Genomic DNA, 23,231 nt, shown 5'->3' with positions numbered 1-23,231 from the left:
TATAAAAAATATGCATTAAAATTTTATTAACCACAGATGAATACTTGTAAATACAGAGGTGCAACTGATGGTTGACAAAAAGAAACTGATAGTTGGTAGATTAAAATATGGTAATTATGTATAATTTTTTTATGGAGGTGAAGTAATTGAGTTTAGCTGAAAAATTACAATTATTAAGAAATAATAATAGACTATCTCAAGAAGAATTAGCAGAGAAATTAGGGGTATCAAGACAAGCAATTTCAAAATGGGAGTTAGGACAATCAATACCAGATTTGAAGAAGTTAATAGCAATAGCTGAACTATATAATGTAACTATTGATAGTTTAGTTAAAGATAGTGATGAATTTGATATTTTACAAAGTAATGAAATAAATAATAGAGAAGAACGGGAAGAAGAAAAAGTAGATGATAAAAAAACACAGGTAGTTATTAATATAAATAGAAGGTCTTCAGTGGAATATGAATATAAAAGTAAGAGAATATTATTTGGATTACCACTTGTTCACATTAATATTGGAAGAGGTTTTAAGAAGGCAAAAGGTATAGTTTCAGTAGGAAATATATCATATGGAATAATATCAGTAGGTTTTATATCTTTTGGGATTTTAAGTTTTGGTTTTTTATCTATTGGATTAATTACGTTGGCTCTTTTATCAATAGGATTATTATTAGCAGTAGGTGTTATTTCTTTAGGAACTTTTTCAATTGGGGCAATAGCTATAGGGATTTTTTCCCTTGGTGCAGTATCAATAGGAAAATATGCAGTAGGTGCAGGAGCTATAGCATCAGACATAGCAATAGGAGACTATGCAAAGGCTAATATAGCTATAGGAAATAAGGTAGAAGGAATAAATACACTACCATTAGATACTTCAGCAGAAGATGTAAAAAATTTAATAAAACAAGAATATCCTAATTTAAGTGATAGAATTGTAGATATAATTAATTTTATAATTTCTAGGAAAGTATAAAAGTTTGAAAAGATGATTATATAAGGCTTTTAGTAATTGAGAGTGAAGAAGTAGATTTAATTTATACTTTCCTTACCTTCAGTTTGTAAGTGGACATATGTAAGTTTGCGTTGACTTGGAGCGGATCGACGGAATAAGTAAACTTACATATGTCCACTTTTTTATTAGGCTCTGTAAGCAGAAAATATTGATATGAAAGTAACTTTTTGTTCTAATTTCTATTAGTAATTAATAAATTAAATAGAAGTTAGAATTTTGGAGGAATTAAAATGGGAATTTTATATGAAGTTACAAGTTTTACAGGCTGGGGAATTTGGTTTTTTGTATTATTTTCACTAATGGCATTTAATGAACTTGCTCGTTCTAAGAAGTGGGCAGGAATAATATTGTTTTTAGTAGTTCCAACAATATTAACTATTTTTGTATGGCCTCAAACAGCAGCACCAGGAAATGAATATGGAACTGGAAATTGGTTTAACTGGGTAAAAGCTTATTCGGCCTTAGCTGGGTGTTTAGGCTTTATGGCTATTAGATATATACCTTCCTTAGCAAAAAAGAAATGGATGTTATTGTTTCCACCATTAATTTTAGCTATTAATATCATGGAAGCTGTAATACGTGACTTTCAATGTTTTTCATATGGTGCATGGGAAGGCACATATATAAATAATCTTTGGGTTATGTCTGGCCCTTGGAATATTATGAATGGTATTGCGGGAATGCTTAATATTATTGCTATTTGTGGATGGCTTGGAATATATGTGTCAAAGGATAAAACACAAGATATGATATGGCCAGATATGATATGGCCATGGATTATTGCCTATGATTTATGGAATTTTGCATATACCTATAATTGTATAGCTGATCATTCCTTCTATTGTGGACTAGCATTATTAATTTCATGTACAATACCAGCAATCGTTATTAAAAAAGGGGCATGGCTACAGCATAGAGCACATACTTTAGCCTTTTGGGCAATGTTTTCATTAACAGTACCTCAATTTGCAGATAAGATTGCTCCAGTGTCAACTACACATAATCCTACAGTCTTTTTTGTAGTTAGTCTACTATCATTAATAGCAAATGTAGCCCTTGTTATTTATCAATTTAGAAAAATATTTAAAAATAAGATTAATCCTATTAAAGATGAAATATATACTGATACAAAAGCATACAAGAAAATTATAGCTGAGAATATATAATTAAAGAAATCATAGTTTGTTAAAATAATTTAATAGTAAAAAAGCGAGGCTGTTAGATATAATTACAACCTCGCTTTTAGTTTCAAAGTGGATTAATAAAAAATACAATTGTGAAGACTATAAGTTTGAGAAAATTGATGTAGAAGACGAAAGTCATGTTAGATTTAAAAATTCATTTGGTGCTAGTATAAAATATATTGACTATTTATATAAAAAGTAATAAAATAGTTTGCATAGGAACTAATTATTTACGAACGGAGATGATAGTAATGGAACTATTAGAAAAATTTGAGATAAAAGCTAATAAAAGAACACTTTTTATACTAGGAGGAGCTTTATGGGGGATTGCTGGAGGTAATGTATTAAATCTTGGTGTTGAAGATCTATTTAGAAATGCGAAAAATCCAATTCCATTTTTAATTATTTCTTCTATAGTTTTCTTTATTTTTTATAATTTTATATTTAGCAAAATGGTAAAGAAGCATATGGTGAGAATAATTAATAGTACTTTAGGTAAACACTGTGTTTTTTCATTTTTTGATTTTAAATCATATTTAATTATGGCATTTATGATAACATTCGGAATATTATTAAGAAATTCTGGTATAGTAAATCCTATATATCTTGGAAGCTTTTATATAGGTTTAGGACTTGCATTATTCCTTTCAGGGATATTATTCTTATTATCTGGAGTAAAATTTGAGAAAGCAAAGCTAAAATATACAAAATAGATTGTGCAAAAGTATTTTAAATATAACAACTAGGGAGAAGGTCTAAATGGAGTTTGGATACTTATTTTTTTTGTTTGCAATATCTTTCTATGCTTAATTGTACAAATATAAAATTTTTGATATTATTAATATATTAAAAATAGTGTAGAGAATAGAAATCTATGATTGAATTAAAAAACTACATAAGTAATACATAGTTTGTTTTGCCGTACATAGTAGCTTTAAAAGTTAATATATACGGTATTTTTATGTGTAATATTAAAATCTCTAACTTCACAGAAAAAACACAATTATATTTTATAATAATTAAGATAGGAAGGTGAAAAAATGAATGAAAGTATACTTGTAATTGAAGATGATTTAGATATACAAGAAATATTACATGAGTTTTTATGTGAAAGTGGCTATGTTGTTGAAGTGGCTGAGGATGGATTAAAAGGTATTGAGAAATTTAATTCAGGTAAATTTGATTTGGTGATTCTTGATATTATGATTCCGAAAATTGATGGCTTTGTTGTATGCGAAATTATTAGAAAGACATCTAAGATACCAATAATAATGTTAACTGCTTTAGAAGAGGAACAAGATCAAATAAAAGGTTTTGAATTAAAAGTAGATGACTATATAACGAAACCTTTTTCAGTTAATCTTTTAATTAAAAGAGTTGAAGCAGTACTTAGGAGAACAAAAGCAGTAGATGATGATGTTAAATTTAGATTTGAAAATATTATACTAGATGCTAGCTGCTTTAAGGTGTGGGTAGGTGAAGAAGAGATTGAACTTACAGCTAAAGAGTTTGATATGCTAAAAATTTTTATTAAAAATAAAGGCAAGATTTTAACAAGAGAAATGCTATTAAATCAACTTTGGGGCTATGATTTTTATGGGGATGCTAGGGTTATTGACACTCATATTAAAAACTTAAGGTGCAAGTTAAAGGTTGATTATATTAAAACGATTAGAGGTGTTGGCTATAAACTTGAAAAATAGTACAAAAAAAAGTATTACTTTTAAAATCTTTAAAATTACATCTGTTTTACTAATAATATCAACTTTATGCATCTATTTAATATTATATTTTTTACTACCAAGCTATTATTATAAATATAAACAAAGTACTATTGAAACAGGATTGAATAAACTAGAAAACACTGTTTCAAAGCTTTCAATTAATGACGCTAAAAAATACTTTGATGAGTTCAGTGTTAAATATACTGTTAGTTTGACTATACAGGATAGTCTAGGAAGGCTTGTATACTTACCATTTAATATGATAGAAATGTCTACATTAGATCAAGGTATTATAGATAATACGTCTCAATCCATGGATACATTCCAAACAGGTAGCATTGTAATTTCGGGTAATAGTATATCTCCTTCTACCTATATGGTTTCAAGACAGCTAACTTTTTTAAATAATAATGGAAGCTATACTATGAATGTTGTAGTACCACTTCAGCCAATAGATGAAGCTTCAAAGGTTATTTTTAATTTGCTACCATTAATTGGCCTTGTAGTCCTTATTATATCAGTTGTTGGAGCCTTTATATATTCAAAAATAATTACTAAGCCATTACTTAAAATAAATAACGCAGCTAAACATCTAGCTGCTTTAGATTTTGAAAAAAGCTGTGAGGTAAATAGTGAGGATGAAATAGGGGAAATTGCCTTAAGCTTAAATGAATTAGCTTCTAATTTACAGTATACTATGAATGAACTCAAAAATACTAATTTAAAGCTTTTGGATGACATTGAAAGAGAACGGGAAATTGAAAGAAAAAGAAGAGAATTTACTGCTACAATTTCACATGAATTAAAAACACCTATTACAATAATAAAGGGGCAACTTGAAGGTATGCTTGGAAATATTGGAGCTTATAGGGATAGAGATAAATATATGAATAGAGCCTTAGTAGTCTTGAATGATATGGAATTAATGGTTAGAGAAATACTGGAAGTATCAAAACTTGAAGATCATGGGTTTAAACCACAATACACTGAAATAAATCTATCATATCTAGTTAATAATTGTATTGAAAAACTTATTTATATTGCAAATGAAAAGTATATAAGTTTAAATCTAGAAATATCTGAGGAGGCTTATGTTCGGGTAGATGAAAAACTAATTAAAAAGGCAATATCTAATATTATTAATAATTCTATTATACACACAGCAGGAAATGAGAAGGTCTTTATAAAATTGTGGGTAGAAAAAGATGAGGTAGTGTTAACTGTTGAAAATACAGGGATACATATAGATGAAACTGAATTTGAAAAGCTCTTTAATCCTTTTTATCGTATAGAAAAATCTAGAAGCAGAAGTACTGGAGGTACTGGGTTAGGGTTATATATTGTAAAGACCATATTTGAAGCTCATGGAATAGAGTATAAAATGGGCAATACCGATTTAGGAGTTTGTTTTAAAATTATATTTAACAGAAGCAATTAAGCTTCTGTTTTTTTCATTCTTTAGGAAATTATAAAAAGTTTACCCTGTGAATAACTTTTTATAATTTCCATCCTTCAGTTTTGAAGTTCACCTATGTAATTTTGCGTTGACTTGGAGCAAAGCGACGGAATAAGCAAAATTTACATAGGTGAACTTTTTCATTTTAAAAACACTTAGACTTCACAGTAACTACACAATACAAATTTACAATTAATAATGTAATAAGGCATCTTCAAAAAATAAATAAGTCAGAATGCTCATCTATTTTGTGTTATACTGCGTCGACAGAACCCTTAGATAGTGCTACTATCTGCGGAACCTATTTCCTTGTCTAACTCAAAATATACTTCCCATCGTTGACTTATTATTTATTTTCAGATGCCTAAAGATTAAAAATAGGAGGAATAATAATGAACTTCATAAAAAGAGCAATATTAAGTGTTACTAAAAGAAGGATGAAAACTATAATATTAATTGTAATTTTAAGTGTTATAGCCAATATGGTTCTTGCTGGTTTAGCAATACGATCTGCTACTGTTAAATCAGGCGAGCTTGCTAGAAAAAAACTTGGTGGTGCTGTATCTCTTAGCGTTGATTTTGAAAAAGCAATGGCTAAATCAGGTAATAAAGGTGGTAAACTGGACATAACTCCACTAACTATTAAGGACGCAGATAAATTAAAGGATTTAGAGCATGTCAAAGCATATAATTACTCATCCTCAGGATTGGCTACAGCAGAAGGTTTTAAACCTGTTGTGAAAGAACAAGATGATAAGAAGGATGATAAGAATTCCTCTGTGATATCATCATTTAGTGGTCCCGAAGATATGGCTCAGCCGGATGTATCATTAGAAGGCAATTTATATACAGAACTTTCTCCTGACTTTACTGAGGGAAAAAGTAAGCTGATTGAAGGAAGAAACTTAACAGAGAGCGATCAAGGAAAAAATGTAGCCGTTATAGAGAAAAAACTAGCAGATGAAAATAAGTTAAAGATTGGTGACAAAATAAAAGTAAAAAACTTAGAAGGAAAAAATACTTTAGAATTAGAAGTGGTAGGAATATATACAGCTGAAAAAATTGAATCAAATCCTATGATGGATGCGATGACATTTTTAAGTCCCTATAATAAAATATATGTGCCTATTTCTGTTACAGCACAATTGAATTCTTCCTCGTCTGGAGGAGAAGCAGATACTATTGAAAATGCTATATATTACATGGATGATCCTATGAACATTGAAAGCTTTAAAAATGATGTAAAAGCTTCAGGTATCAATTTAGAAAATTATAAATTAGATGCAAAGGACTCTTTGTATAAACAGATGATGGGACCTATTGAAAATGTTGGATCATTTTCAGAAACAATGGTTATTATAGTTGCCATTGCAGGTGCAATAATTCTATCACTTATAATAATTTTATCACTTAAGGATAGAAGGTACGAAATTGGTGTATTAATGTCTATGGGAGAAAGTAGACTTAAAATTATTAGTCAATTATTAGTAGAAATCATGATTGTTGCTTGTATAGCTTTTAGTATATCAACATTTACAGGAAATGCAGTAGCACAGAAAATAGGGACTAATCTATTACAGAATGAAATGAAGGTCTCTGAAAAAGAAAAAAGTCCGCAACCTTCAAACTCAGGAATAGTGATGGTTGGGCCTGGGGGAACAATGAACGAAAAGGTTGATGCCATAGACACAATTGATGTTGGCGTAAGTTCAAGCGACCTTCAAAAATTATATTTAATAGGATTTCTAATTGTAATTTTAGCTACAACGGTTCCAACAGTATTAATACTTAGATTCAACCCTAAAACAATTCTTTTAAAGAATGAATAAGGAGGTATAGAAATGAATGCAATATTAGAATTAAAAAATATAAGTTATCATTATCAAGATGCTTCAAAAAAAATATCTATTTTAAATAATGTTGATTTCAGCTTTGAGAAAGGAAAGTTTTATACTATATTAGGCTCCTCTGGGTCAGGTAAAACAACACTTCTTTCCTTAATTAGCGGCTTAGACACACCTAAATCTGGAGAAATACTATATTATGGTAAAAATATTAATACTTTAGGCTTAAATAACTTTAGAAATAAGAACATAGGCATAGTATTTCAATCCTATAATCTTATACCATATATGACATCTTTACAAAATGTTGTAACAGCAATGGAAATAACTAAAAATAAAATAGAAAACAGAAAACAAAAAGCTTCTGCTTTATTAGAAAAAACTGGATTAACAAGAGAAGAGATTAAAAGGAGCGTATTAAAGATAAGTGGTGGACAACAGCAGAGGGTTGCCATAGCTCGTGCATTAGCCACAGAAGGAGATATAATTTTTGCCGATGAACCTACAGGAAATCTTGACCATGACACAGCTATTGAGATAATAAAACTATTTAAAGCTTTAGCTCATGAAAACAACAAATGTATTATTGTTGTTACACATTCAAACGACGTAGCAGATCAATCAGATGTTAAACTTAAACTGAAGAGTGGGAAACTTGTTATAGCTTAAAGATTTTATTAGTTTATTATTAAAAGAAGTTATTATTATCATTCAACAATGCCTTCCAGTTGCTACTATTGAGAATTTTGCTATTAGGAAAGATATTACATTTAATTATAAAGATCCAGTAATACTGATGGTCCCTATTTATTAGGTACTCCTACTAATAAGGATGATAATGATATAGTGGCATAAAGTAAGGATAAGGCAATAAAGATATTGAAGATAAAGGAAGTGTTTTAGAGATGAAGTGGAATGGTAGGTTATTTTTGTCAGATGAAGAAATACAAGTTTTAGCTATGTTTTTAGCTTATGGAGTAGGACTTGGAGTATTGGTTGGTTTATTCACAGGCAATATACAACTATTCTTCGCCTTAGGAGGAGTTGTATCTATATTGGTTTCACTTTTAAAAACCTTTATTAACAGAATTAAGAAATCAAAGAAGAGTCATATATAAATAACATTACGAATAATATATGGTTTATTTTAAATGGGGCTGTCGCAGTAGCAGATTAAAAGTCTATTCTGTAGGGTATATTTTAACATCCATCTATATATTATTAAGAACAAATATTAAAGGTTCAAATTTTAGAAGAAGAAATGTAAGATCTAAAAGCTCATATGTAAATTTTTTAACTACATATGAGCTTTTAGATCCTTAAATCAAATATTATTACTACAATACTACTTTAGATGAAACTATGATTTAAGTAATTTAATTTCCAAGTTTATACCATTGTTCATATTTATCAGTGTTTGTATAACTATAATTATTTAAGATTTCTTTAATAGCTTGGACTTTTTCAGCTTCAGTTAAATCTTTTTTATTATTCCATACTGCGTCAACATAGTTTCCATAAGTTGCATTTGGTAGTACTATCCATTTATCTCCCCAAAGATCTTTATATTTAGGGTCAGAAGCAAGTTCGGTTCTCTTTACTGTACCTAATTCTCTTGAAAAATCTTCTGTGAAGTCACCAATATTATCTCCTAAATACATAACAACTTCATAATCCTTAAGGATATTTTCTCTTCTTTCTGTTTTATCTGAAGATCCACTTTCATTACAAACTTGTATATGTTCTTTATCAGCATTAGGGAAACCTAAACGTTGAAGCTGAGCTACTGATAAATCAAGCTGATCATGCTCTCTGTTAGTAATATAAAATGTTTCTACTCCATTATCAGCTGCATAGTTCATAAATTCAACAGCACCTGGGATTGCAACGTTTGAAGTTGAAGCGATTGAATCATAATAACCATTCCAAGGTCCGTTGTCCCATTTTTCATCCTGCATCACAATTCCAGCAATGTAATTACAGTCTGAGGCAAGTGTATCATCAATATCTGAAATTATAGCAATTGGTTTTTTATACGTACCAGCTTCTCTTTCAGCAATTCTTTTATCAAGTTGTACTCTTGCAAGTTTATATGCCTGATATTGTAAACCTTTAACTTCGGCTGATAATTGATAAAGAATACCATTTATATATGATTCTTTTCTCCAGTCATTTGTAACAGAACCTTCATTGCTTGTAATTTTTTCAGTGTTATTTGCTTTTTCATCATTTGGTTTTGCATTACAACCTATTACCAATGCACTAACACACATTATTAATAGAGTTGCAAGTAATAATATAGACCCTTTTCCATTTTTCTTAAACATAACAATCCTCCATCCTAAATATTTTAAAAATACTATTCATATTTTCTTATAAGTAAAACAAGTAGTAATTGTAATTAAAAATAAATGATTGGTACATATTTAACAATACTATTATTTCCATAAATTGTCAATATTGCATTATATTGAATAATGTTTTTGGTTAAATTATTTAACTATAATTAATTATAAATTAAATTTCTGAAATATGCGGTGCTAAAGGCTAGATTATGTAAATGTTATATTGAAGAATTTACTTCAGTTGACATGAAGTATTTTTAATTAAATAAACTCTGAAAATCATTGACTTTTAGCTACTTTTTAGCTGTCTTAAATTAAATTTTATTAATAAAATTTAAAAATAAATTAATATTGACTTTAATAAAATTAATGTTATACTTAACATTATTAAAGAAAGGAGGCTTGAAATGGATATTGATAAAATTCCTAAATGGGTATTTGCTTTAGAAAAGGAAGATTTGGGGTTTTTAAAAAATTTTGCATTAAAATCAGGTTCTTTAAAGGAGATTGCAAAATTATATGATGTTTCGTACCCAACTGTAAGATTAAGATTAGATAAACTTATTCAAAAGATAGAATTAAATGATAAAAGTGAGGAGGAGCCATTTCAAACATTTATTAAGGGGTTAGCAGTTGAATCAAAGATTGATATTGAAACTGCTAAGTTAATTATAGAGAAATATAATGAGGAATGTAAGGAGAATAAAAATGAATGATTCAATGGAGCTTATTATAGCATTTGGAGCTGGTACAGTTATGTTAATTATACAAAATATATTAAGCAAACGTGAAAATTGGATATTAGGAGGTATTTTGCCAATAATATCATTACTATTTGCAATAGGAGTATTTAATCTTGGAAAAATAGAATTTAGTATAAGAAATTTATCCCCATTCATTATACTTATAGTTATACAACTTTCTATATGGGAAGAGGGAAGAAAAAAGATTAAAGAAAAGAAAGAATTAGAATTAAATAAAATGAAGAGCAAAGATTTATAATCAGAAGATGCTAGCGTGAGTTAGTATCTTCTTTTATTTGCATAATGAGGTTATAAAATTGATAAAACATTTTTTTAAGTTAGGCATCTTCAAAAAATAAATAAGTCAGAATGCTCGTCTATTTTGTGTTATACTGCGTCAACAGAACCCTTAGATAGTGCTACTATCTGTGGAACCTGTTTCCTTGTCTAACTCAAAATATACTTCCCATCTTTGACTTATTATTTATTTTCAGATGCCTTAATTTAACGAAATAAACAAAGTATATCATTGCTACCCGAAATTGTTAACTTTATATTATTAAGAACAAGTGTTAAAATAGTATGGAGAGAAAAAATCTAACGGGGGAATTATGAAGAAGAGATATTTATTATTAGGAACAGCACTTATTTGTAGTTGTATGTTAACTTTATCTGCATGTAGCAAAAGATCTGTAGATAACACAAAGAATGTAAGTGCTCAGGGGGATATTAAAGAAAAAGAACAAACTAAAGAAAATGTCGAAGCAAATATTGAAAAAGTTGTTGAGCCAGGATATGAAGATTTAGAAAAATTTTTAGATGAAGAGGCAGCTAATAATAGATTTCAAGGAGTAGCACTTGTTGCAGAGGGAGATAATATTAAATTTGCTAAGGCATATGGATATGCAGATGCTGATGATAAGAGAGAAAATAAGTTGACAACACGATTTTCTATTGCCTCAAATACAAAACAATTTACGGCAGCAGCAGTAATGCAATTAGTTGAACAAAATAAAATTAATCTTGATGATACAATAGATAAGTATTTTCCAAAGTATAAGTATGGAAATAAGATTACTGTAAAGAATTTATTGCAAATGAGATCAGGAATTCCTGATTATCTTAATGAAATAGATGTATTCATGAAAGATGAAGAGACTTTAAAAATTCTTAAAGATTATGAAAATAGTAGCTATTTTGATAAATATGTTGAAGATAAGAGATGGTCGAAGGATTTGATATTAAAAAATCTATATCTAACAGAGTTATACTTTGAACCAGGTGAAGCCTACGACTACAGCAATACAAATTATTACTTACTTGGATTAATTATTGAAGAAGCCAGTGGTTTGTCTTATGAAGATTATATAAATAAATATATATTTAAGCCTGCTAAAATGACAACTAGTAGTATGGAAATGGAGAATTTAGATGCTAAAGGTCATGGAAGCGATGTGTCAGGAGAAATAGCAGCTAACCCTAAATTTACTTATGCAGCTGGAGATATTCATGCTAATATTTTTGATATGTTCCGTTGGAGTAGAATGTTACATAAAGGTAACATAGTGTCAGAAAAATCTTATAAGGAAATGACAACTCCTGTTGATTGTTATGGGTATGGACTTTTTATACATGATAATATTATAAGACATAGTGGATGTATAGACGGATTTAGTTCAAATACAGAATATAATGTAAGTAATGATACAACAATAATAGTTTTAGAAAATAACGGTAAAACAACAGGCCCATTAGATGCACAATATCATACAAGCCTAATAAATGAAGTTATAGAAAAATAATATAAGAAAAGGAGAGTTAGTGAGGATTGTTACTTGCGATACATTCCTTCACTAAAGATAAAATATGATATTAAATATTATAAAATTAAGCTTAATTCTAACATTAAGTATTGTAGGAAGCTTCTTAGTCTTTGGATTCTTAATTGGTTATATTCAAGGAAAAACAAATATTAATTTATTAAAGACCTTTGGGAAAAAGGGAATAATTGCAACAAATTTTATTGGAACTACTGTACATGAGCTTAGTCACTATATAATGTGCATTATATTTCTTCATAAGGTGGACAAGGTTAAGCTATTTTCATTTAAATTAAATGAAAGTGGTGTTTTAGGTGAAGTTCAGCATTCCTATAATAAAAAGAGCATTTATCAAAGAATAGGTAACTTTTTTATAGGGGTAGCTCCAATATTTGTAGGTGCGATAGTTTTAATATTATCTATAAGATTGTTGTTACCAACTACTTTTATAAGAATTTTAGAAGGTAAGACAATAAGTAATTTCCTAGCTTCTTTAGAATTCACAACATTAGCAGGATATATTAGCTTCATAATAGATGTTTTAAAAAATTGCTTAAAGTATATATTTACTATAGAAAACTTTACAAATGTGAGATTTTGGATATTTATTATAATAGCATTTTCAGTAAGCACTCATATGACATTAAGCAAAGCTGATTTAAAAAATTCAAAGGATGGATTAATAACAATTTTTTTATTATCAATACTTATTAGCATAATATTAATGCTTTTTTATTCATATAAAAGTTTCATTTTTAGATTGCTTATATTATTTAATAGCTTTTTAATACTGATACTTTCTATAGGGTTGTTTTTTTCTATTTTATCGTTTTTAATTTCAGCTGTATTTGCACAAATTAAAAAGTAGCAATGTCTTTTAAAGATATTTTAGGCAAAAAAATCAATCTTTCTGTTATATATGTAAAAGAAGATGTAGCTATTAGAGATATATTAGAATTAATAGATAATATAATAGCAAATAAGCTTATAAAAACAGAGGCTGGAGCCTTAACATAAAAGGTTTCAGCTCAAGTAGTTACTAAAGAAACAAATAAGGTAACTACTTAAGTGAGAATCTAAATCTATGATTTAGCTATTCGAACTTACTCCTTGGAACGCATGTGAGAAGGAGTTCCCTTTAATATACAAAGCTATTGTGAACCATAAAAAATGTGGTTTACAATAGCTTTTATTATTTCTGTGAATACATAAGTGAATTAATATGAGATTTGTAGTGAGAAATACTTTTAAAGAATATTTAGATACAAATGGAAAATCATGTTATTATAATATTAAGAAAATAACATTTGTCTATATTAAATTATGCAGTAGTTTATATTTAACTAATAGATAAAATAGGAATTTGTAGGAGAAGATGAATGACTAAAAGACCAATATTAAATAGAGATTTGAATAGTAAAACTTTTCAAGAGTATTACTATCTGAAAGAAGAGCTTGTTACATTTTGCAGAAACGAGGGACTATCAACAAGTGGTGGCAAAATTGAATTAACTGATAGAATTTCACATTTTTTAGATACAGGAGAAAAGAGAAAATCAGAATCTAGAAAGAAAACAAAAGTAATTAATGTTCAAACTATAACAGAAGAAAGTAAAATTGAAGATAATTTCGTTTGTTCAGAAAAGCACAGAGCCTTTTTTAAGAAAAAAATTGGAGATTCATTTTCTTTCCCTGTGACATTTCAAAAGTGGTTGAAAGAAAACACAGGAAAGACATATAAAGAGGCAATAGATGCCTATTATCAAATTTTAGAAGAAAAGAAAAAAGTAAGAACAACCATAGATAGACAGTTTGAATACAACACTTATATTAGAGATTTTTTTGCTAATAATGAGGGCAGATCTCTTGAAGATGCAATTAAGTGTTGGAAATATAAAAAAGGATTGAAAGGGCATAATCGGTATGAAAAAACAGATTTAATTGTATTGACTATATAGTTTGAAACTCCAATATGTAGAGTGGGTTAAAAAATAGGAATTTGAAAGGGAGATTATTATGTGTAATGTCTATTTTAATTGTCCAGAATTTGAAAATGATAGATATAAGTTAAGATCAGTTTTGGAAGATGATTGTAATGATTTATTAAAAGTTTATTCTGACATAAAGGCAGTGCCCATATTTAATAGTGATAATTGTGGTGGAGATGATTTTTATTATATTTCTGAAAAAAGAATGAAAGAAGCTATTGATTATTGGAAATTTGAATATGATCGTAAGGGATTTGTAAGGTGGTCAATTATTGATAAAGATATAAATGAAGTAATAGGCACAATAGAATTATTTCATAGAGATTCAGAAGATTATTTTAATAATTGTGGTTTACTTCGCTTGGATTTAAGAAGTGATTATGAAGAAGAAGAAATAATAATAAATATTTTAAACTTAATTATTGATGAAGTATATTCACTATTTGATTGTGACATGGTGGCAACAAAGGCTATTGATATGGCAACTAAAAGGATAACTGCATTAAAGAAACTTGATTTTTCACTTACAGATAATAAATTGATTGGACATGACGGAAGAAAATATTCATCATATTATTTTTTAAAGAGATAAATTTAATAACAATGAAAATAAGGGAGAAGAATTATGAGTAAATTTATTAAAAGTAAGATTTGTATTTTAGGCACATGCGCATTATTTTTAGTGGGATGTAGTAATGGATTAAGTGAAAAGGAAGAACAAACTAATAAAGAAGAAAAAGTAGTAACTTCTTCAGAAAAGATAGAAAATGAAAATAGAAGTGATTCATCAAATGATAATAACAACACATATTCAACGAAGCAAATATATTTAGAAAAATTAAATAAGTTAGAAGCTGATTTAAAAATATCATTAAAAGAAAAATATGCTAGTCCTGCAACTCAAGATATGATTGATGCAGCTAATGAAGAATTTAAACAGTGGGATGACATGTTAAATGAAGCTTATGCTGAATTAGAGAAACAATTATCAAAAGAAAAAATGGATAAATTAAGAGATGAAGAGCTTAATTGGATTAAGACTAGAGATGAAAAAAGTGAGGCAGCTGCTGATGCTAACAAAGGTGGAACAATAGCACCTTTAAAAAGAGTAACGAGCTTAGCAGCAAGTACTAAGGAAAGATGCTATGAGTTAGTTAATAAATATATGAAGTAAAAATATATAAAGCTTTTTTATTTATTAAACTAAAAAAAATATTGTATTTTAATAAAAAAAATGATATATTTGAAAAAACACTTTTAATTTAGTTCTGAGAAACTAAGAAGGGAGACAATAATATGAAAAAAACGTCAGAAAATGAAATTTTAATGGTTGATGTCAATGAAAAAGTTCCAATGGGGAGGGCAATTCCATTAAGTATTCAACATCTATTTGCCATGTTTGGCGCATCTATTTTAGTACCTATCTTGTTTAATATTGATCCAACAACAGTACTATTTTTCAATGGAATTGGTACTTTACTTTATGCCTTTATAACAAAGAAAGGTATACCAGCGTATTTAGGATCAAGTTTTGCTTTTTTAGCTCCAACATTTTTATTACTTAGTGAAGGTTATAGTTTTCAAACTGTACAAGGAGGCTTTGTAGTTTCAGGTCTTGTTTTTTCAATAGTTGCAATTATTGTAGGTTATACAGGTACAGGCTGGATTGATAAATTATTTCCACCAGCTGCAATGGGGGCAATAGTTACTATAATAGGATTAGAGCTTGCTAGTACAGCAGCTGATATGGCAGGTTTCCCAGTTGGAGGATCAAATTCACCAGAACTTAACACAACTTGGGTTATAGTATCAATGATTACTCTTACAACAGTTATATTAAGTAGTGTATTACTTAGAGGATTTTTAAAGGTAATACCTATTTTAATAGGAGTTGTTGTTGGTTATATAACAGCTTGTTTTATGGGACTTGTAGATTTTACTTCTATAAGCAATGCAGGGTTCTTTACAGTACCACAAATAAAAATGGCTAAGTTTGATATAACAGCTATATTAACTATACTTCCAGCTACATTCGTAGTAATAGCAGAGCATATCGGACACTTAAAGGTTACTAGTAGCATAGTAGGTAAAGATTTATCAAAAAATCCTGGACTTCATAGATCACTTTTAGGAGATGGATTATCAACTATGATTTCAGGTATGTTTGGATCAGTACCAACTACTACATATGGTGAAAATATAGGAGTTATGGCACTAACAAAGGTATATAGTGTATATGTAATATGTGGTGCAGGAATAATTTCAATCATATTAGGGTTTTCAGGTAAGCTTTCAGCTATAATAAGTACAATACCGACTCCAGTAGTAGGTGGTGTTAGCTTATTATTATTTGGAACTATAGCTACATCTGGACTTAGAACTTTTATAGAAGAGAAAGTAGACTTTTCAAAATCAAGAAACTTAATCCTTACATCAGTTATTTTTATGGTTGGATTAAGTGGTATAAAATTAAGTATAGGTGTTGTAGAGTTAAAAGGAATGGGACTAGCAGCTGTAGTTGGAATTGCTTTAAACTTAGCATTTATAATATTTGATAAGTTAGGAATTATGAATGAAGAATCATAAGGGTAGTTCATAAGTATTTGGAATAATTAAGTTAAATATAGATAGCGTATTAGAATATCGCATAATTCAGAAATGAATTATGCGATATTTTTTATTTTGCAATATGTGGAAAGTACGATGCAAATATTATTTAAAATTGAACAGATATTATTGGGAAAATATGTTATAATAATATAAAGTTGTGAGATAGTTGTTTAATAAACGAATATATAAATAGGAATTCGACTGGCTGTTTCATAGGAAGAAAATTTATACTTTGTGAGGTGATGATATGGAAACATGGCGCATTGTTTCAGGTTGCATTGTAGGATTTATTGCTATTGCTTTAGTGGTTTATGTCTCATTTACAGCAAGATGTAGAGGCCCTATTTTTTCAAATTCATATTTATGGCTTTCGAAAGAAGAAAGGGAGAAAGCAGATAAAAAAGCAGAATATAAGCTTGTTACCGTTGTATTTGCCTGCTTAGCTGTGGTCTTTGCTCTTTTGTCGTTGCACATATTTACGCTGTGGAAGTGGCCATACATTTTGATGTGGTTTGCAATAGGTTTTGTTATAGTTTATGCGATTGTGGATGCTGTGAAAACTGAGAAGCGTAAGTACAGAAAATAAGCATAATCTTCATTTGAAATTACAGTTTATGAGAAAATTCTTAATATCATACTATTAAGTTAAAAATAGATAACATAAAAAATATCGCATAATTCAGAAATGAATTTGCGATATTTTTTTATGTTGTAATATGCAGAAAGTATGATGCAAATATTCTTTAAAATTGAACAGATGTTACTGGAAGAATATGTTATAATGGTGTGGAGTTATTTATGAGATAGTTATTTAATAAACTAATATATAAATAGGAATTTGTTGAGTAATTTGAGTTGAGGATTGTTTTATAATTCTTGCTTGGAAAGGAGTAATAGAAATTGAATGATATCAAGATCATAAAAAATACGGCGTTCTTCGTAACACTATTAGTTGTAATTCAACTGTTACGTATAATCTTGAAACAAATTGGTTTTCTTTTTGTTGAACGAAATAACTATACAGATAATGTTGCAACCATGCTTGGTATGTTGATATTGACAGTTGTGCTTATTTTTATAGCAAAGAAATCGAAATCACCTCTTTCAATATTTCCAGAAAAATTTGGATTATTTTATATTGTAGCAACCTTTATTTTTGGGTGTTTGCTTATTTCTACGCCGTTCATCACATGTGATAAAAGCATTCAAACCATAATTCTCATGTTATATAGTAGCATCGTGACTCCAGTATTTGAGGAAATGATTTTCAGAGGTTATGTGTGGAATAGGCTCAATGATCTTTTCAAAAAGGAATGGATGACATTTATCATTTCAACATTACTTTTTACTGTTTGGCATTTGGGATATATAGACGCAATTGCCTTTCGCACAACCAAGGGAGTTGCAAATGTGATGATTTGGAAGATGATAACTGGTCTGTGTTTTGGTATTGTTCTTGGTGCCCTCAGATTAAAAACAAAAAATTGTTACTCAACAATGATATTGCACGGTATTATGAATATCTTCGGACGATGAAGATTATTTATACTTTGGAGGGTGATATGAAATATATTAAAATAAATACAGAAATTATTAATCGGGAACTATTTTCTCACTTTCAGCGTCATCAAAAGGTAACAAAGTGTTGGAGAAAAATCGACGGCAAGTGGTGTATCAAAGAAATTGCTTTTATCGATGACTGGACGGAAGAAGAATACGCTGAGCTGTTTATCACTTTAAAAAACACGGTGACAACTGGTGGATTGGTACTTGGAGCATTCTTTAACAAAGACTTAAAAGGCTTTGTATCGATAGAACCTAATCTATTTGGTAAAAACAAAGAGTATTTAGATTTATCTAACATTCACGTTTCAGAAGATATGAGAGGAAAAGGTATAGGGAAAGAATTGTTTCAACGGGCAAAAATATGGGCAAAAGAGCATGGAGCACAGAAACTATATATTTCAGGGCATTCGGCAGTAGAGAGCCAAGCGTTCTACCGTGCAATGGGATGTGTAGAAGCACAGGAATACAATAAGGAACACGTAGCAAAAGAACCATGTGACTGTCAGTTAGAATGTAGAGTATGAGTATAAAATGTAATGACTAAATTCCAATATGTAGATTAGAATTTAGGAATTTGAAAGGAGATTGTAATGAAGGTAAACAAATATGTTATTGGCATAATCTGTGGAATCGTCGGAGCAATAATAAATATTACATTTTTATTGTTTGCGGCAGGTATTGATACGAAAGTATATTTATCAACTGGGGCAACATGGATAGCTATTGGTTTGTTAATATCTGCATGCGATTTTAAAATAAATTCGTTTTTAAAAGGGATTGTTATTTCTCTATTGGTATCCTTGCCCTCTCTTATATATACATTTTCATCTTCTTTGAGTGGAGCTATATGGATAACAGTTAATACTACAATAGTCGGAGCAATTATTGGATTCGCCATTGAAAAAATATCAAATATGATCAAAACAAAGAGATAAATCTCAATTTATCTAAAAAATAACATGGAATTAAATATGAACTTTTGCGTAGTAAATGATAAAGATGTTCTTTGAAATTTAAATAATGGGGTATTTACACTATATGTTATAATTTTAGGTAAAATAAATGTTAATTATATTTTTTATATAAGGAGGAATTAAAATGGAATATTTTCATGTTGATGTTTTTAGCAATGAAATTTTATCTGGCAATGGATTAACTGTTGTTTTTTGTAATGAGGAATTAGAGGATAATCTTATGTTGAAATTAACACAAGAGTTTAAGCAATTTGAAACAATTTTTGTGAGAAGAATAGATGATAGTATATTTAGTGCAAGAATTTTTACAGTAGATGAAGAATTGGATTTTGCGGGGCATCCTATTTTGGGAGCAGCTGCTACTATTCATAGTCATATTTTTAGAAATGAAGAAGATATAGCAATTACATTTCAATTAAATCAAAAAACAATTATAGTTAATTCAAAAAAGATAGAGGAGTATTATGAAGTACAAATGAATCAAGGAAAAGCGGAATTCCTCTGTGAAGTTTCAAAAGAGAAGAGAAATAAATATGTACATGCATTGAACTTGTCAGAAGAGAATTTAAGCGAAGAATTTCCTATAGAAGTTGTATCAACGGGATTACCATACTTATTAGTACCATTAACTTCAGGAATAGAGAATGCAAAAATAATTAGTTCTAAATTTGAAGAAATGTTAAAAGAAGTAGGTGCTAAATTTGCTTATATATTTGATGTGAATTATATAGAAGGACGGACCTGGGATAATCAAGGAAACGTTGAGGATGTTGCAACAGGAAGTGCAGCTGGACCATTAGGTGCATATTTATATAAGCATAATATTTTTAATGTAGGTCATGATATTATAATAAATCAAGGAAGATTTGTCGGCAGACCTAGTAAAATTAAGGTTTCTATGAGCATTTCTGAAAAAGAAATATTAGTGTCTGGAGAGGTAGCTATTTTGGCAAAGGGAACTATTTTACTATAATAATAAGCGTAAAAAATCACATTATTTAAGAGATTGAATTTTCGATTTTTTATTGTGCAATCCAAATAAAGCACTTAATTTTAACCTATTTCGAATTAAATATTAAAGATGTTCTTTAATATTTAATTGCATTTAGCTGAAAAAATTCATCTTTGATTGGTAATGGTATTAGAATAGGGGATAGATAAAATTTTATTGGAGGATTATTATGAAAGGAAATCTAACCCGTGAGATTATGGTTATTATTATAACTTTTATTACTCTTGTGGGTTGCTCAAAAGAAAGTAATAGGACAGTCGATTTTAAAGATGATTCTGCTAAAACTGTAGTAGAAAATTATTTTAAGTATAAGAATGAGAAGAATAAGGATAATTTATTGACTACTTTAACAGAGCGATTTAATGCTCCAAATGTAGTTTGGGGATTTGAAAATTTGGATAGTACCAAGATAATAAGCATTGAAGAGGAAAAGAACGAAAAAATTAAGGAAGGTTATTTAAATAACGGAATGGGTAAAATAAACGGAACAACAGAAAATAACCTTAAGATTTACAAAGTTAGGTATGAAGTAAAGTACAAAAAAGATGGAGTGGGTCCTCAAGATAGTGGGATATATGATTGGTGGTATTTTCTTATACGAAAAGATGAAAACTCACCATGGCTTATAGACGACATGGGCGTGTAATTAATTTACAATATTAATTTTATTTAAATTAAATTGAAAAGCCAGTAAAACTTAGCTAGTTTTATTGGCTTTTTTTTGTACATAATTTATACTTTCTATAGGATTGTTTTTTTCTATTTTATCATTTTTGATTTTAGTTGTATTTGCACAAATTAAAAAATAGGATTTATTTTTATCAAGATAAAAGAAAGTATATATTTTGGGGTTATGTGTTGTAATGGAAAATTATGTTACAATATTTAATGAGTAATATTATAGCTATTAACCAAGGGATAGATCCCTTGGTTTTTGTATGTTTTTTATTTGAAAATTATTAAAAAAATTTCATAAATTATGAAACTATTGATGAATTTTAAGTATCTAATATACGTAAAAGGAGTGAGAATTTTGAAATCTTTATGCATAACAGATAAAACATTAGATAACTTTGAACATATAACAATGCTTGCCCAAAAAGGAGAAGAGGAAGCCTTCATATCGTTAATTGAATTGAATGCAACTGCTTATTATAGAGTAGCAAAGGGGATTTTATCCTCTGAGGAGGATATAAAGGATGCAGTTCAAAATACAGTTATAATAATTTACAATAAACTACACACTTTAAAGGACATAAAATTATTTAAAACATGGTCAATAAGAATTTTAATTAATCAATGTAATAAGATATATAATGCTAATAAAAAGTTAGTTAATACAGAGAACATTGAAAACATATCTAAATATTCAGTTAGCTCTGAAGATAAAATAGATCTTTACAATGCAGTTTCATCCTTAACTAAAGACTTAAGAATTCCTACTATATTGTTTTATTTTGATGATTTATCTTACAAGGAAATATCAGAAATTTTATCTATTCCAGAAGGTACAATCAAGTCAAGAGTTTTTAGAGCAAAAGAAAAGCTATATCAAATTTTAAAGGAGGATTAGCGGCATGGATGAAAATTTTGATAAAAAATTAAGAGAAATGGCTAGGAATTCAAATGTTAAGGAACCTTGGGATATTAAAGAGATTGCAAAAACAGTTTGTGAAAACAATAAAAAGAAGTCAAAGTTATTAAATTATAAAAGAGCTATAGTTGCTGCAAGTATAATGCTCATATGTACTATATCATTAGGGGTATTTGGGAAAATAAGTGCTAAGGAAATACCTTTTGTTAATGGAGTTTTAGAGTATTTTACTAGAAATAATAAGGTGGATAAGGGATATGGCAATAATTCTATAGGAGAAGATTATGCAATAAATAATGAAAATTATAATGTATATATTGAAAATGTATATTATGATGGGGGCAAATTAGTTTTTTTCTATAAGATTAATAGTAAAGAGCCATTAGATAGAACGAAAGTATATTATTTAAATACTGAATTAAATATTAATGCTGATATAAAGGGCATGGGAGGGTTAGAGCAAAAAGACTTTGTAGACGATTATACTTATGCTGGAATGATGAGTTATGGAATAGAATCGAGTAGTAGAGATACTTGGCCAGAAAAATTAGAAGGATATATAAAAATAAATAGTATAGATTTATATGGAAAAGGAGACAATGTAGAATCTGTATCAATTGAAGCAGAACCATTAAAAATATCATTAGATAGTAATAGTGTACCTAAAAAGGAGTTAGATATAAATAAAAATATTTCTAAAGATGGCCTTACAACAGAAATTAGTAAATTAATTAAATCACCAACTGGAATAACATTAGAAATGATTAATAGTAGTAGCTATTCAGTAGATAATGGAATATATTTTATGACATATTTATGGGATAGTGAAAAAGGAATCTTGAAATACCAAGGTAAAACTAATGATGAAAATGAAAAGGGCATTATAATAAGGGAGGAATATGAGAATCCTAGTAAAAATGGAACACTATCTATTATAACTTTTGCAAGTAATTCAGGACCTATAGGGGATGGTAATGATAGAAAAAAACAATATAGTCTAAAGGAAGGAATAGATTTAGATTTATTAGATTTAGGTAGTTTAAAGGTTGAAAAAATAGAAGATAAAGATGATAAAACCTTAATTACAATGGACTTAAAAGGTTATATAGCAACACAACAAAACTTACAAATATTTAATGGTTCTAATAAATATTTACCAATACAAATAATAAATAAAGAAGTAAAAGGAGATTTGGAGATAAAAGCAACCTATGTATATAAAAAGCTAAGCTTATCTGATGATATTGTTATTTCATTATTCCATCCAAAATATTTAGAACTATTAACAGATCAAACCATTAAAATAAACTTAGATGAACTTAAGTAATCTTAGTAGTACTAAAAAAGCTATGAGTATT

26 protein-coding genes and 1 pseudogene are annotated in these 23,231 nt (G+C 28.5%); 26 read left to right on the top strand and 1 reads right to left on the bottom strand.

The window, feature by feature from the left end:
* The first annotated feature begins 146 nt into the window (after positions 1-146).
* The 9 genes and pseudogenes from ACYUEX_RS06910 to ACYUEX_RS06870 all read left to right on the top strand — a co-directional run bounded on the left by ACYUEX_RS06910 (position 147) and on the right by ACYUEX_RS06870 (position 8,339).
* Positions 147-974 (top strand): helix-turn-helix domain-containing protein, encoded by an 828-nt coding sequence (locus ACYUEX_RS06910; protein ID WP_460287237.1) that lies wholly within the window; start codon positions 147-149, stop codon positions 972-974.
* A 269-nt stretch (positions 975-1,243) separates the two neighbouring features.
* Entirely contained in the window at positions 1,244-2,179 is a 936-nt protein-coding gene (locus tag ACYUEX_RS06905) for a DUF5692 family protein (RefSeq protein ID WP_460287235.1), read from the top strand.
* Positions 2,180-2,222: 43 nt separating this feature from the next.
* Positions 2,223-2,381, top strand: a pseudogene (locus ACYUEX_RS06900) (LiaF transmembrane domain-containing protein); the annotation flags it as partial.
* A 67-nt stretch (positions 2,382-2,448) separates the two neighbouring features.
* Entirely contained in the window at positions 2,449-2,910 is a 462-nt protein-coding gene (locus tag ACYUEX_RS06895; RefSeq protein WP_460287234.1) for a hypothetical protein, read from the top strand.
* Between the two features lie 327 nt (positions 2,911-3,237).
* Positions 3,238-3,900, top strand: a complete 663-nt coding sequence (locus ACYUEX_RS06890) for a response regulator transcription factor (RefSeq protein WP_460287233.1) — start codon at positions 3,238-3,240, stop codon at positions 3,898-3,900.
* A gap of 142 nt (positions 3,901-4,042) precedes the next feature.
* On the top strand, positions 4,043-5,359 hold the full coding sequence (locus ACYUEX_RS06885; protein ID WP_460287232.1) for a sensor histidine kinase: 1,317 nt from the start codon (positions 4,043-4,045) through the stop codon (positions 5,357-5,359).
* Positions 5,360-5,769: 410 nt separating this feature from the next.
* Complete coding sequence (locus ACYUEX_RS06880; RefSeq protein ID WP_460287231.1) at positions 5,770-7,206, top strand: ABC transporter permease; 1,437 nt, start codon at positions 5,770-5,772, stop codon at positions 7,204-7,206.
* 12 nt (positions 7,207-7,218) lie between these two features.
* Positions 7,219-7,890, top strand: a complete 672-nt coding sequence (locus tag ACYUEX_RS06875) for an ABC transporter ATP-binding protein (RefSeq protein WP_460287230.1) — start codon at positions 7,219-7,221, stop codon at positions 7,888-7,890.
* Between the two features lie 236 nt (positions 7,891-8,126).
* The gene (locus ACYUEX_RS06870; protein WP_460287229.1) at positions 8,127-8,339 is read left to right on the top strand and encodes a hypothetical protein; all 213 of its coding nucleotides are present in this window, start codon (positions 8,127-8,129) and stop codon (positions 8,337-8,339) included.
* A gap of 258 nt (positions 8,340-8,597) precedes the next feature.
* Here the strand turns inward: ACYUEX_RS06870 and ACYUEX_RS06865 are convergent, their stop codons facing one another.
* Positions 8,598-9,548: a 5'-nucleotidase, lipoprotein e(P4) family gene (locus tag ACYUEX_RS06865; RefSeq protein WP_460287228.1), complete on the bottom strand. Its 951-nt coding sequence runs from the start codon at positions 9,546-9,548 to the stop codon at positions 8,598-8,600.
* A gap of 425 nt (positions 9,549-9,973) precedes the next feature.
* Here ACYUEX_RS06865 and ACYUEX_RS06860 point away from each other — a divergent pair, with 425 nt between their 5' ends.
* The 17 genes from ACYUEX_RS06860 to ACYUEX_RS06780 all read left to right on the top strand — a co-directional run bounded on the left by ACYUEX_RS06860 (position 9,974) and on the right by ACYUEX_RS06780 (position 23,200).
* On the top strand, positions 9,974-10,282 hold the full coding sequence (locus ACYUEX_RS06860; RefSeq protein ID WP_411167827.1) for a DUF2089 family protein: 309 nt from the start codon (positions 9,974-9,976) through the stop codon (positions 10,280-10,282).
* Positions 10,275-10,568 carry a hypothetical protein gene (locus ACYUEX_RS06855; protein WP_460287227.1) on the top strand — a complete coding sequence of 98 codons (294 nt, stop codon included), beginning with the start codon at positions 10,275-10,277 and terminating at the stop codon, positions 10,566-10,568. The genes ACYUEX_RS06860 and ACYUEX_RS06855 overlap by 8 nt, the downstream gene beginning before the upstream one ends.
* A gap of 352 nt (positions 10,569-10,920) precedes the next feature.
* Positions 10,921-12,111 (top strand): serine hydrolase domain-containing protein, encoded by a 1,191-nt coding sequence (locus ACYUEX_RS06850; protein WP_460287226.1) that lies wholly within the window; start codon positions 10,921-10,923, stop codon positions 12,109-12,111.
* 64 nt (positions 12,112-12,175) lie between these two features.
* The gene (locus ACYUEX_RS06845) at positions 12,176-12,997 is read left to right on the top strand and encodes a hypothetical protein (protein ID WP_460287225.1); all 822 of its coding nucleotides are present in this window, start codon (positions 12,176-12,178) and stop codon (positions 12,995-12,997) included.
* A 2-nt stretch (positions 12,998-12,999) separates the two neighbouring features.
* A complete protein-coding gene (locus ACYUEX_RS06840) occupies positions 13,000-13,146 on the top strand; it encodes a DUF2922 family protein (protein WP_460287223.1) in 147 nt (48 codons plus the stop codon).
* Between the two features lie 362 nt (positions 13,147-13,508).
* A complete protein-coding gene (locus ACYUEX_RS06835; RefSeq protein ID WP_460287222.1) occupies positions 13,509-14,087 on the top strand; it encodes a DUF6434 domain-containing protein in 579 nt (192 codons plus the stop codon).
* A gap of 58 nt (positions 14,088-14,145) precedes the next feature.
* Complete coding sequence (locus tag ACYUEX_RS06830; protein WP_460287220.1) at positions 14,146-14,709, top strand: GNAT family N-acetyltransferase; 564 nt, start codon at positions 14,146-14,148, stop codon at positions 14,707-14,709.
* A 33-nt stretch (positions 14,710-14,742) separates the two neighbouring features.
* Positions 14,743-15,291, top strand: coding sequence for a lysozyme inhibitor LprI family protein (locus ACYUEX_RS06825; protein WP_460287219.1), 549 nt, complete (start codon positions 14,743-14,745; stop codon positions 15,289-15,291).
* Between the two features lie 122 nt (positions 15,292-15,413).
* Positions 15,414-16,703 (top strand): uracil permease, encoded by a 1,290-nt coding sequence (gene uraA, locus ACYUEX_RS06820; protein WP_460287217.1) that lies wholly within the window; start codon positions 15,414-15,416, stop codon positions 16,701-16,703.
* Between the two features lie 271 nt (positions 16,704-16,974).
* Positions 16,975-17,313 carry a DUF3784 domain-containing protein gene (locus ACYUEX_RS06815; protein WP_460287216.1) on the top strand — a complete coding sequence of 113 codons (339 nt, stop codon included), beginning with the start codon at positions 16,975-16,977 and terminating at the stop codon, positions 17,311-17,313.
* Between the two features lie 314 nt (positions 17,314-17,627).
* Entirely contained in the window at positions 17,628-18,263 is a 636-nt protein-coding gene (locus tag ACYUEX_RS06810) for a CPBP family intramembrane glutamic endopeptidase (protein WP_460287214.1), read from the top strand.
* Entirely contained in the window at positions 18,260-18,817 is a 558-nt protein-coding gene (locus ACYUEX_RS06805; RefSeq protein WP_460287213.1) for a GNAT family N-acetyltransferase, read from the top strand. The genes ACYUEX_RS06810 and ACYUEX_RS06805 overlap by 4 nt, the downstream gene beginning before the upstream one ends.
* Positions 18,818-18,883: 66 nt before the next feature.
* Positions 18,884-19,228 (top strand): hypothetical protein, encoded by a 345-nt coding sequence (locus ACYUEX_RS06800; protein WP_460287212.1) that lies wholly within the window; start codon positions 18,884-18,886, stop codon positions 19,226-19,228.
* Between the two features lie 163 nt (positions 19,229-19,391).
* The gene (locus ACYUEX_RS06795) at positions 19,392-20,240 is read left to right on the top strand and encodes a PhzF family phenazine biosynthesis protein (RefSeq protein WP_460287211.1); all 849 of its coding nucleotides are present in this window, start codon (positions 19,392-19,394) and stop codon (positions 20,238-20,240) included.
* Positions 20,241-20,448: 208 nt separating this feature from the next.
* On the top strand, positions 20,449-20,925 hold the full coding sequence (locus ACYUEX_RS06790) for a DUF4829 domain-containing protein (protein ID WP_460287210.1): 477 nt from the start codon (positions 20,449-20,451) through the stop codon (positions 20,923-20,925).
* A gap of 378 nt (positions 20,926-21,303) precedes the next feature.
* Positions 21,304-21,852 (top strand): RNA polymerase sigma factor, encoded by a 549-nt coding sequence (locus ACYUEX_RS06785; RefSeq protein WP_460287209.1) that lies wholly within the window; start codon positions 21,304-21,306, stop codon positions 21,850-21,852.
* Between the two features lie 4 nt (positions 21,853-21,856).
* Positions 21,857-23,200, top strand: a complete 1,344-nt coding sequence (locus ACYUEX_RS06780) for a DUF4179 domain-containing protein (protein ID WP_460287208.1) — start codon at positions 21,857-21,859, stop codon at positions 23,198-23,200.
* Positions 23,201-23,231 lie beyond the last annotated feature (31 nt).

The organism is Clostridium sp. CTA-7 (genome assembly GCF_054768095.1).
This window is presented reverse-complemented; position numbering and strand designations above follow the sequence as displayed.

Excerpts from the sequence above, each read along its gene's own strand:
- ACYUEX_RS06905 (WP_460287235.1), top strand. The coding sequence starts at position 1,244 with ATGGGAATTTTATATGAAGTTACAAGTTTTACAGGCTGGGGAATTTGG.
- ACYUEX_RS06895 (WP_460287234.1), top strand. The coding sequence starts at position 2,449 with ATGGAACTATTAGAAAAATTTGAGATAAAAGCTAATAAAAGAACACTT.
- ACYUEX_RS06890 (WP_460287233.1), top strand. The coding sequence starts at position 3,238 with ATGAATGAAAGTATACTTGTAATTGAAGATGATTTAGATATACAAGAA.
- ACYUEX_RS06880 (WP_460287231.1), top strand. The coding sequence starts at position 5,770 with ATGAACTTCATAAAAAGAGCAATATTAAGTGTTACTAAAAGAAGGATG.
- ACYUEX_RS06875 (WP_460287230.1), top strand. The coding sequence starts at position 7,219 with ATGAATGCAATATTAGAATTAAAAAATATAAGTTATCATTATCAAGAT.
- ACYUEX_RS06870 (WP_460287229.1), top strand. The coding sequence starts at position 8,127 with ATGAAGTGGAATGGTAGGTTATTTTTGTCAGATGAAGAAATACAAGTT.
- ACYUEX_RS06865 (WP_460287228.1), bottom strand. The coding sequence starts at position 9,548 with ATGTTTAAGAAAAATGGAAAAGGGTCTATATTATTACTTGCAACTCTA.
- ACYUEX_RS06860 (WP_411167827.1), top strand. The coding sequence starts at position 9,974 with ATGGATATTGATAAAATTCCTAAATGGGTATTTGCTTTAGAAAAGGAA.
- ACYUEX_RS06855 (WP_460287227.1), top strand. The coding sequence starts at position 10,275 with ATGAATGATTCAATGGAGCTTATTATAGCATTTGGAGCTGGTACAGTT.
- ACYUEX_RS06850 (WP_460287226.1), top strand. The coding sequence starts at position 10,921 with ATGAAGAAGAGATATTTATTATTAGGAACAGCACTTATTTGTAGTTGT.
- ACYUEX_RS06845 (WP_460287225.1), top strand. The coding sequence starts at position 12,176 with ATGATATTAAATATTATAAAATTAAGCTTAATTCTAACATTAAGTATT.
- ACYUEX_RS06840 (WP_460287223.1), top strand. The coding sequence starts at position 13,000 with ATGTCTTTTAAAGATATTTTAGGCAAAAAAATCAATCTTTCTGTTATA.
- ACYUEX_RS06835 (WP_460287222.1), top strand. The coding sequence starts at position 13,509 with ATGACTAAAAGACCAATATTAAATAGAGATTTGAATAGTAAAACTTTT.
- ACYUEX_RS06830 (WP_460287220.1), top strand. The coding sequence starts at position 14,146 with ATGTGTAATGTCTATTTTAATTGTCCAGAATTTGAAAATGATAGATAT.
- ACYUEX_RS06825 (WP_460287219.1), top strand. The coding sequence starts at position 14,743 with ATGAGTAAATTTATTAAAAGTAAGATTTGTATTTTAGGCACATGCGCA.
- uraA (WP_460287217.1), top strand. The coding sequence starts at position 15,414 with ATGAAAAAAACGTCAGAAAATGAAATTTTAATGGTTGATGTCAATGAA.
- ACYUEX_RS06815 (WP_460287216.1), top strand. The coding sequence starts at position 16,975 with ATGGAAACATGGCGCATTGTTTCAGGTTGCATTGTAGGATTTATTGCT.
- ACYUEX_RS06805 (WP_460287213.1), top strand. The coding sequence starts at position 18,260 with ATGAAGATTATTTATACTTTGGAGGGTGATATGAAATATATTAAAATA.
- ACYUEX_RS06800 (WP_460287212.1), top strand. The coding sequence starts at position 18,884 with ATGAAGGTAAACAAATATGTTATTGGCATAATCTGTGGAATCGTCGGA.
- ACYUEX_RS06795 (WP_460287211.1), top strand. The coding sequence starts at position 19,392 with ATGGAATATTTTCATGTTGATGTTTTTAGCAATGAAATTTTATCTGGC.
- ACYUEX_RS06790 (WP_460287210.1), top strand. The coding sequence starts at position 20,449 with ATGAAAGGAAATCTAACCCGTGAGATTATGGTTATTATTATAACTTTT.
- ACYUEX_RS06780 (WP_460287208.1), top strand. The coding sequence starts at position 21,857 with ATGGATGAAAATTTTGATAAAAAATTAAGAGAAATGGCTAGGAATTCA.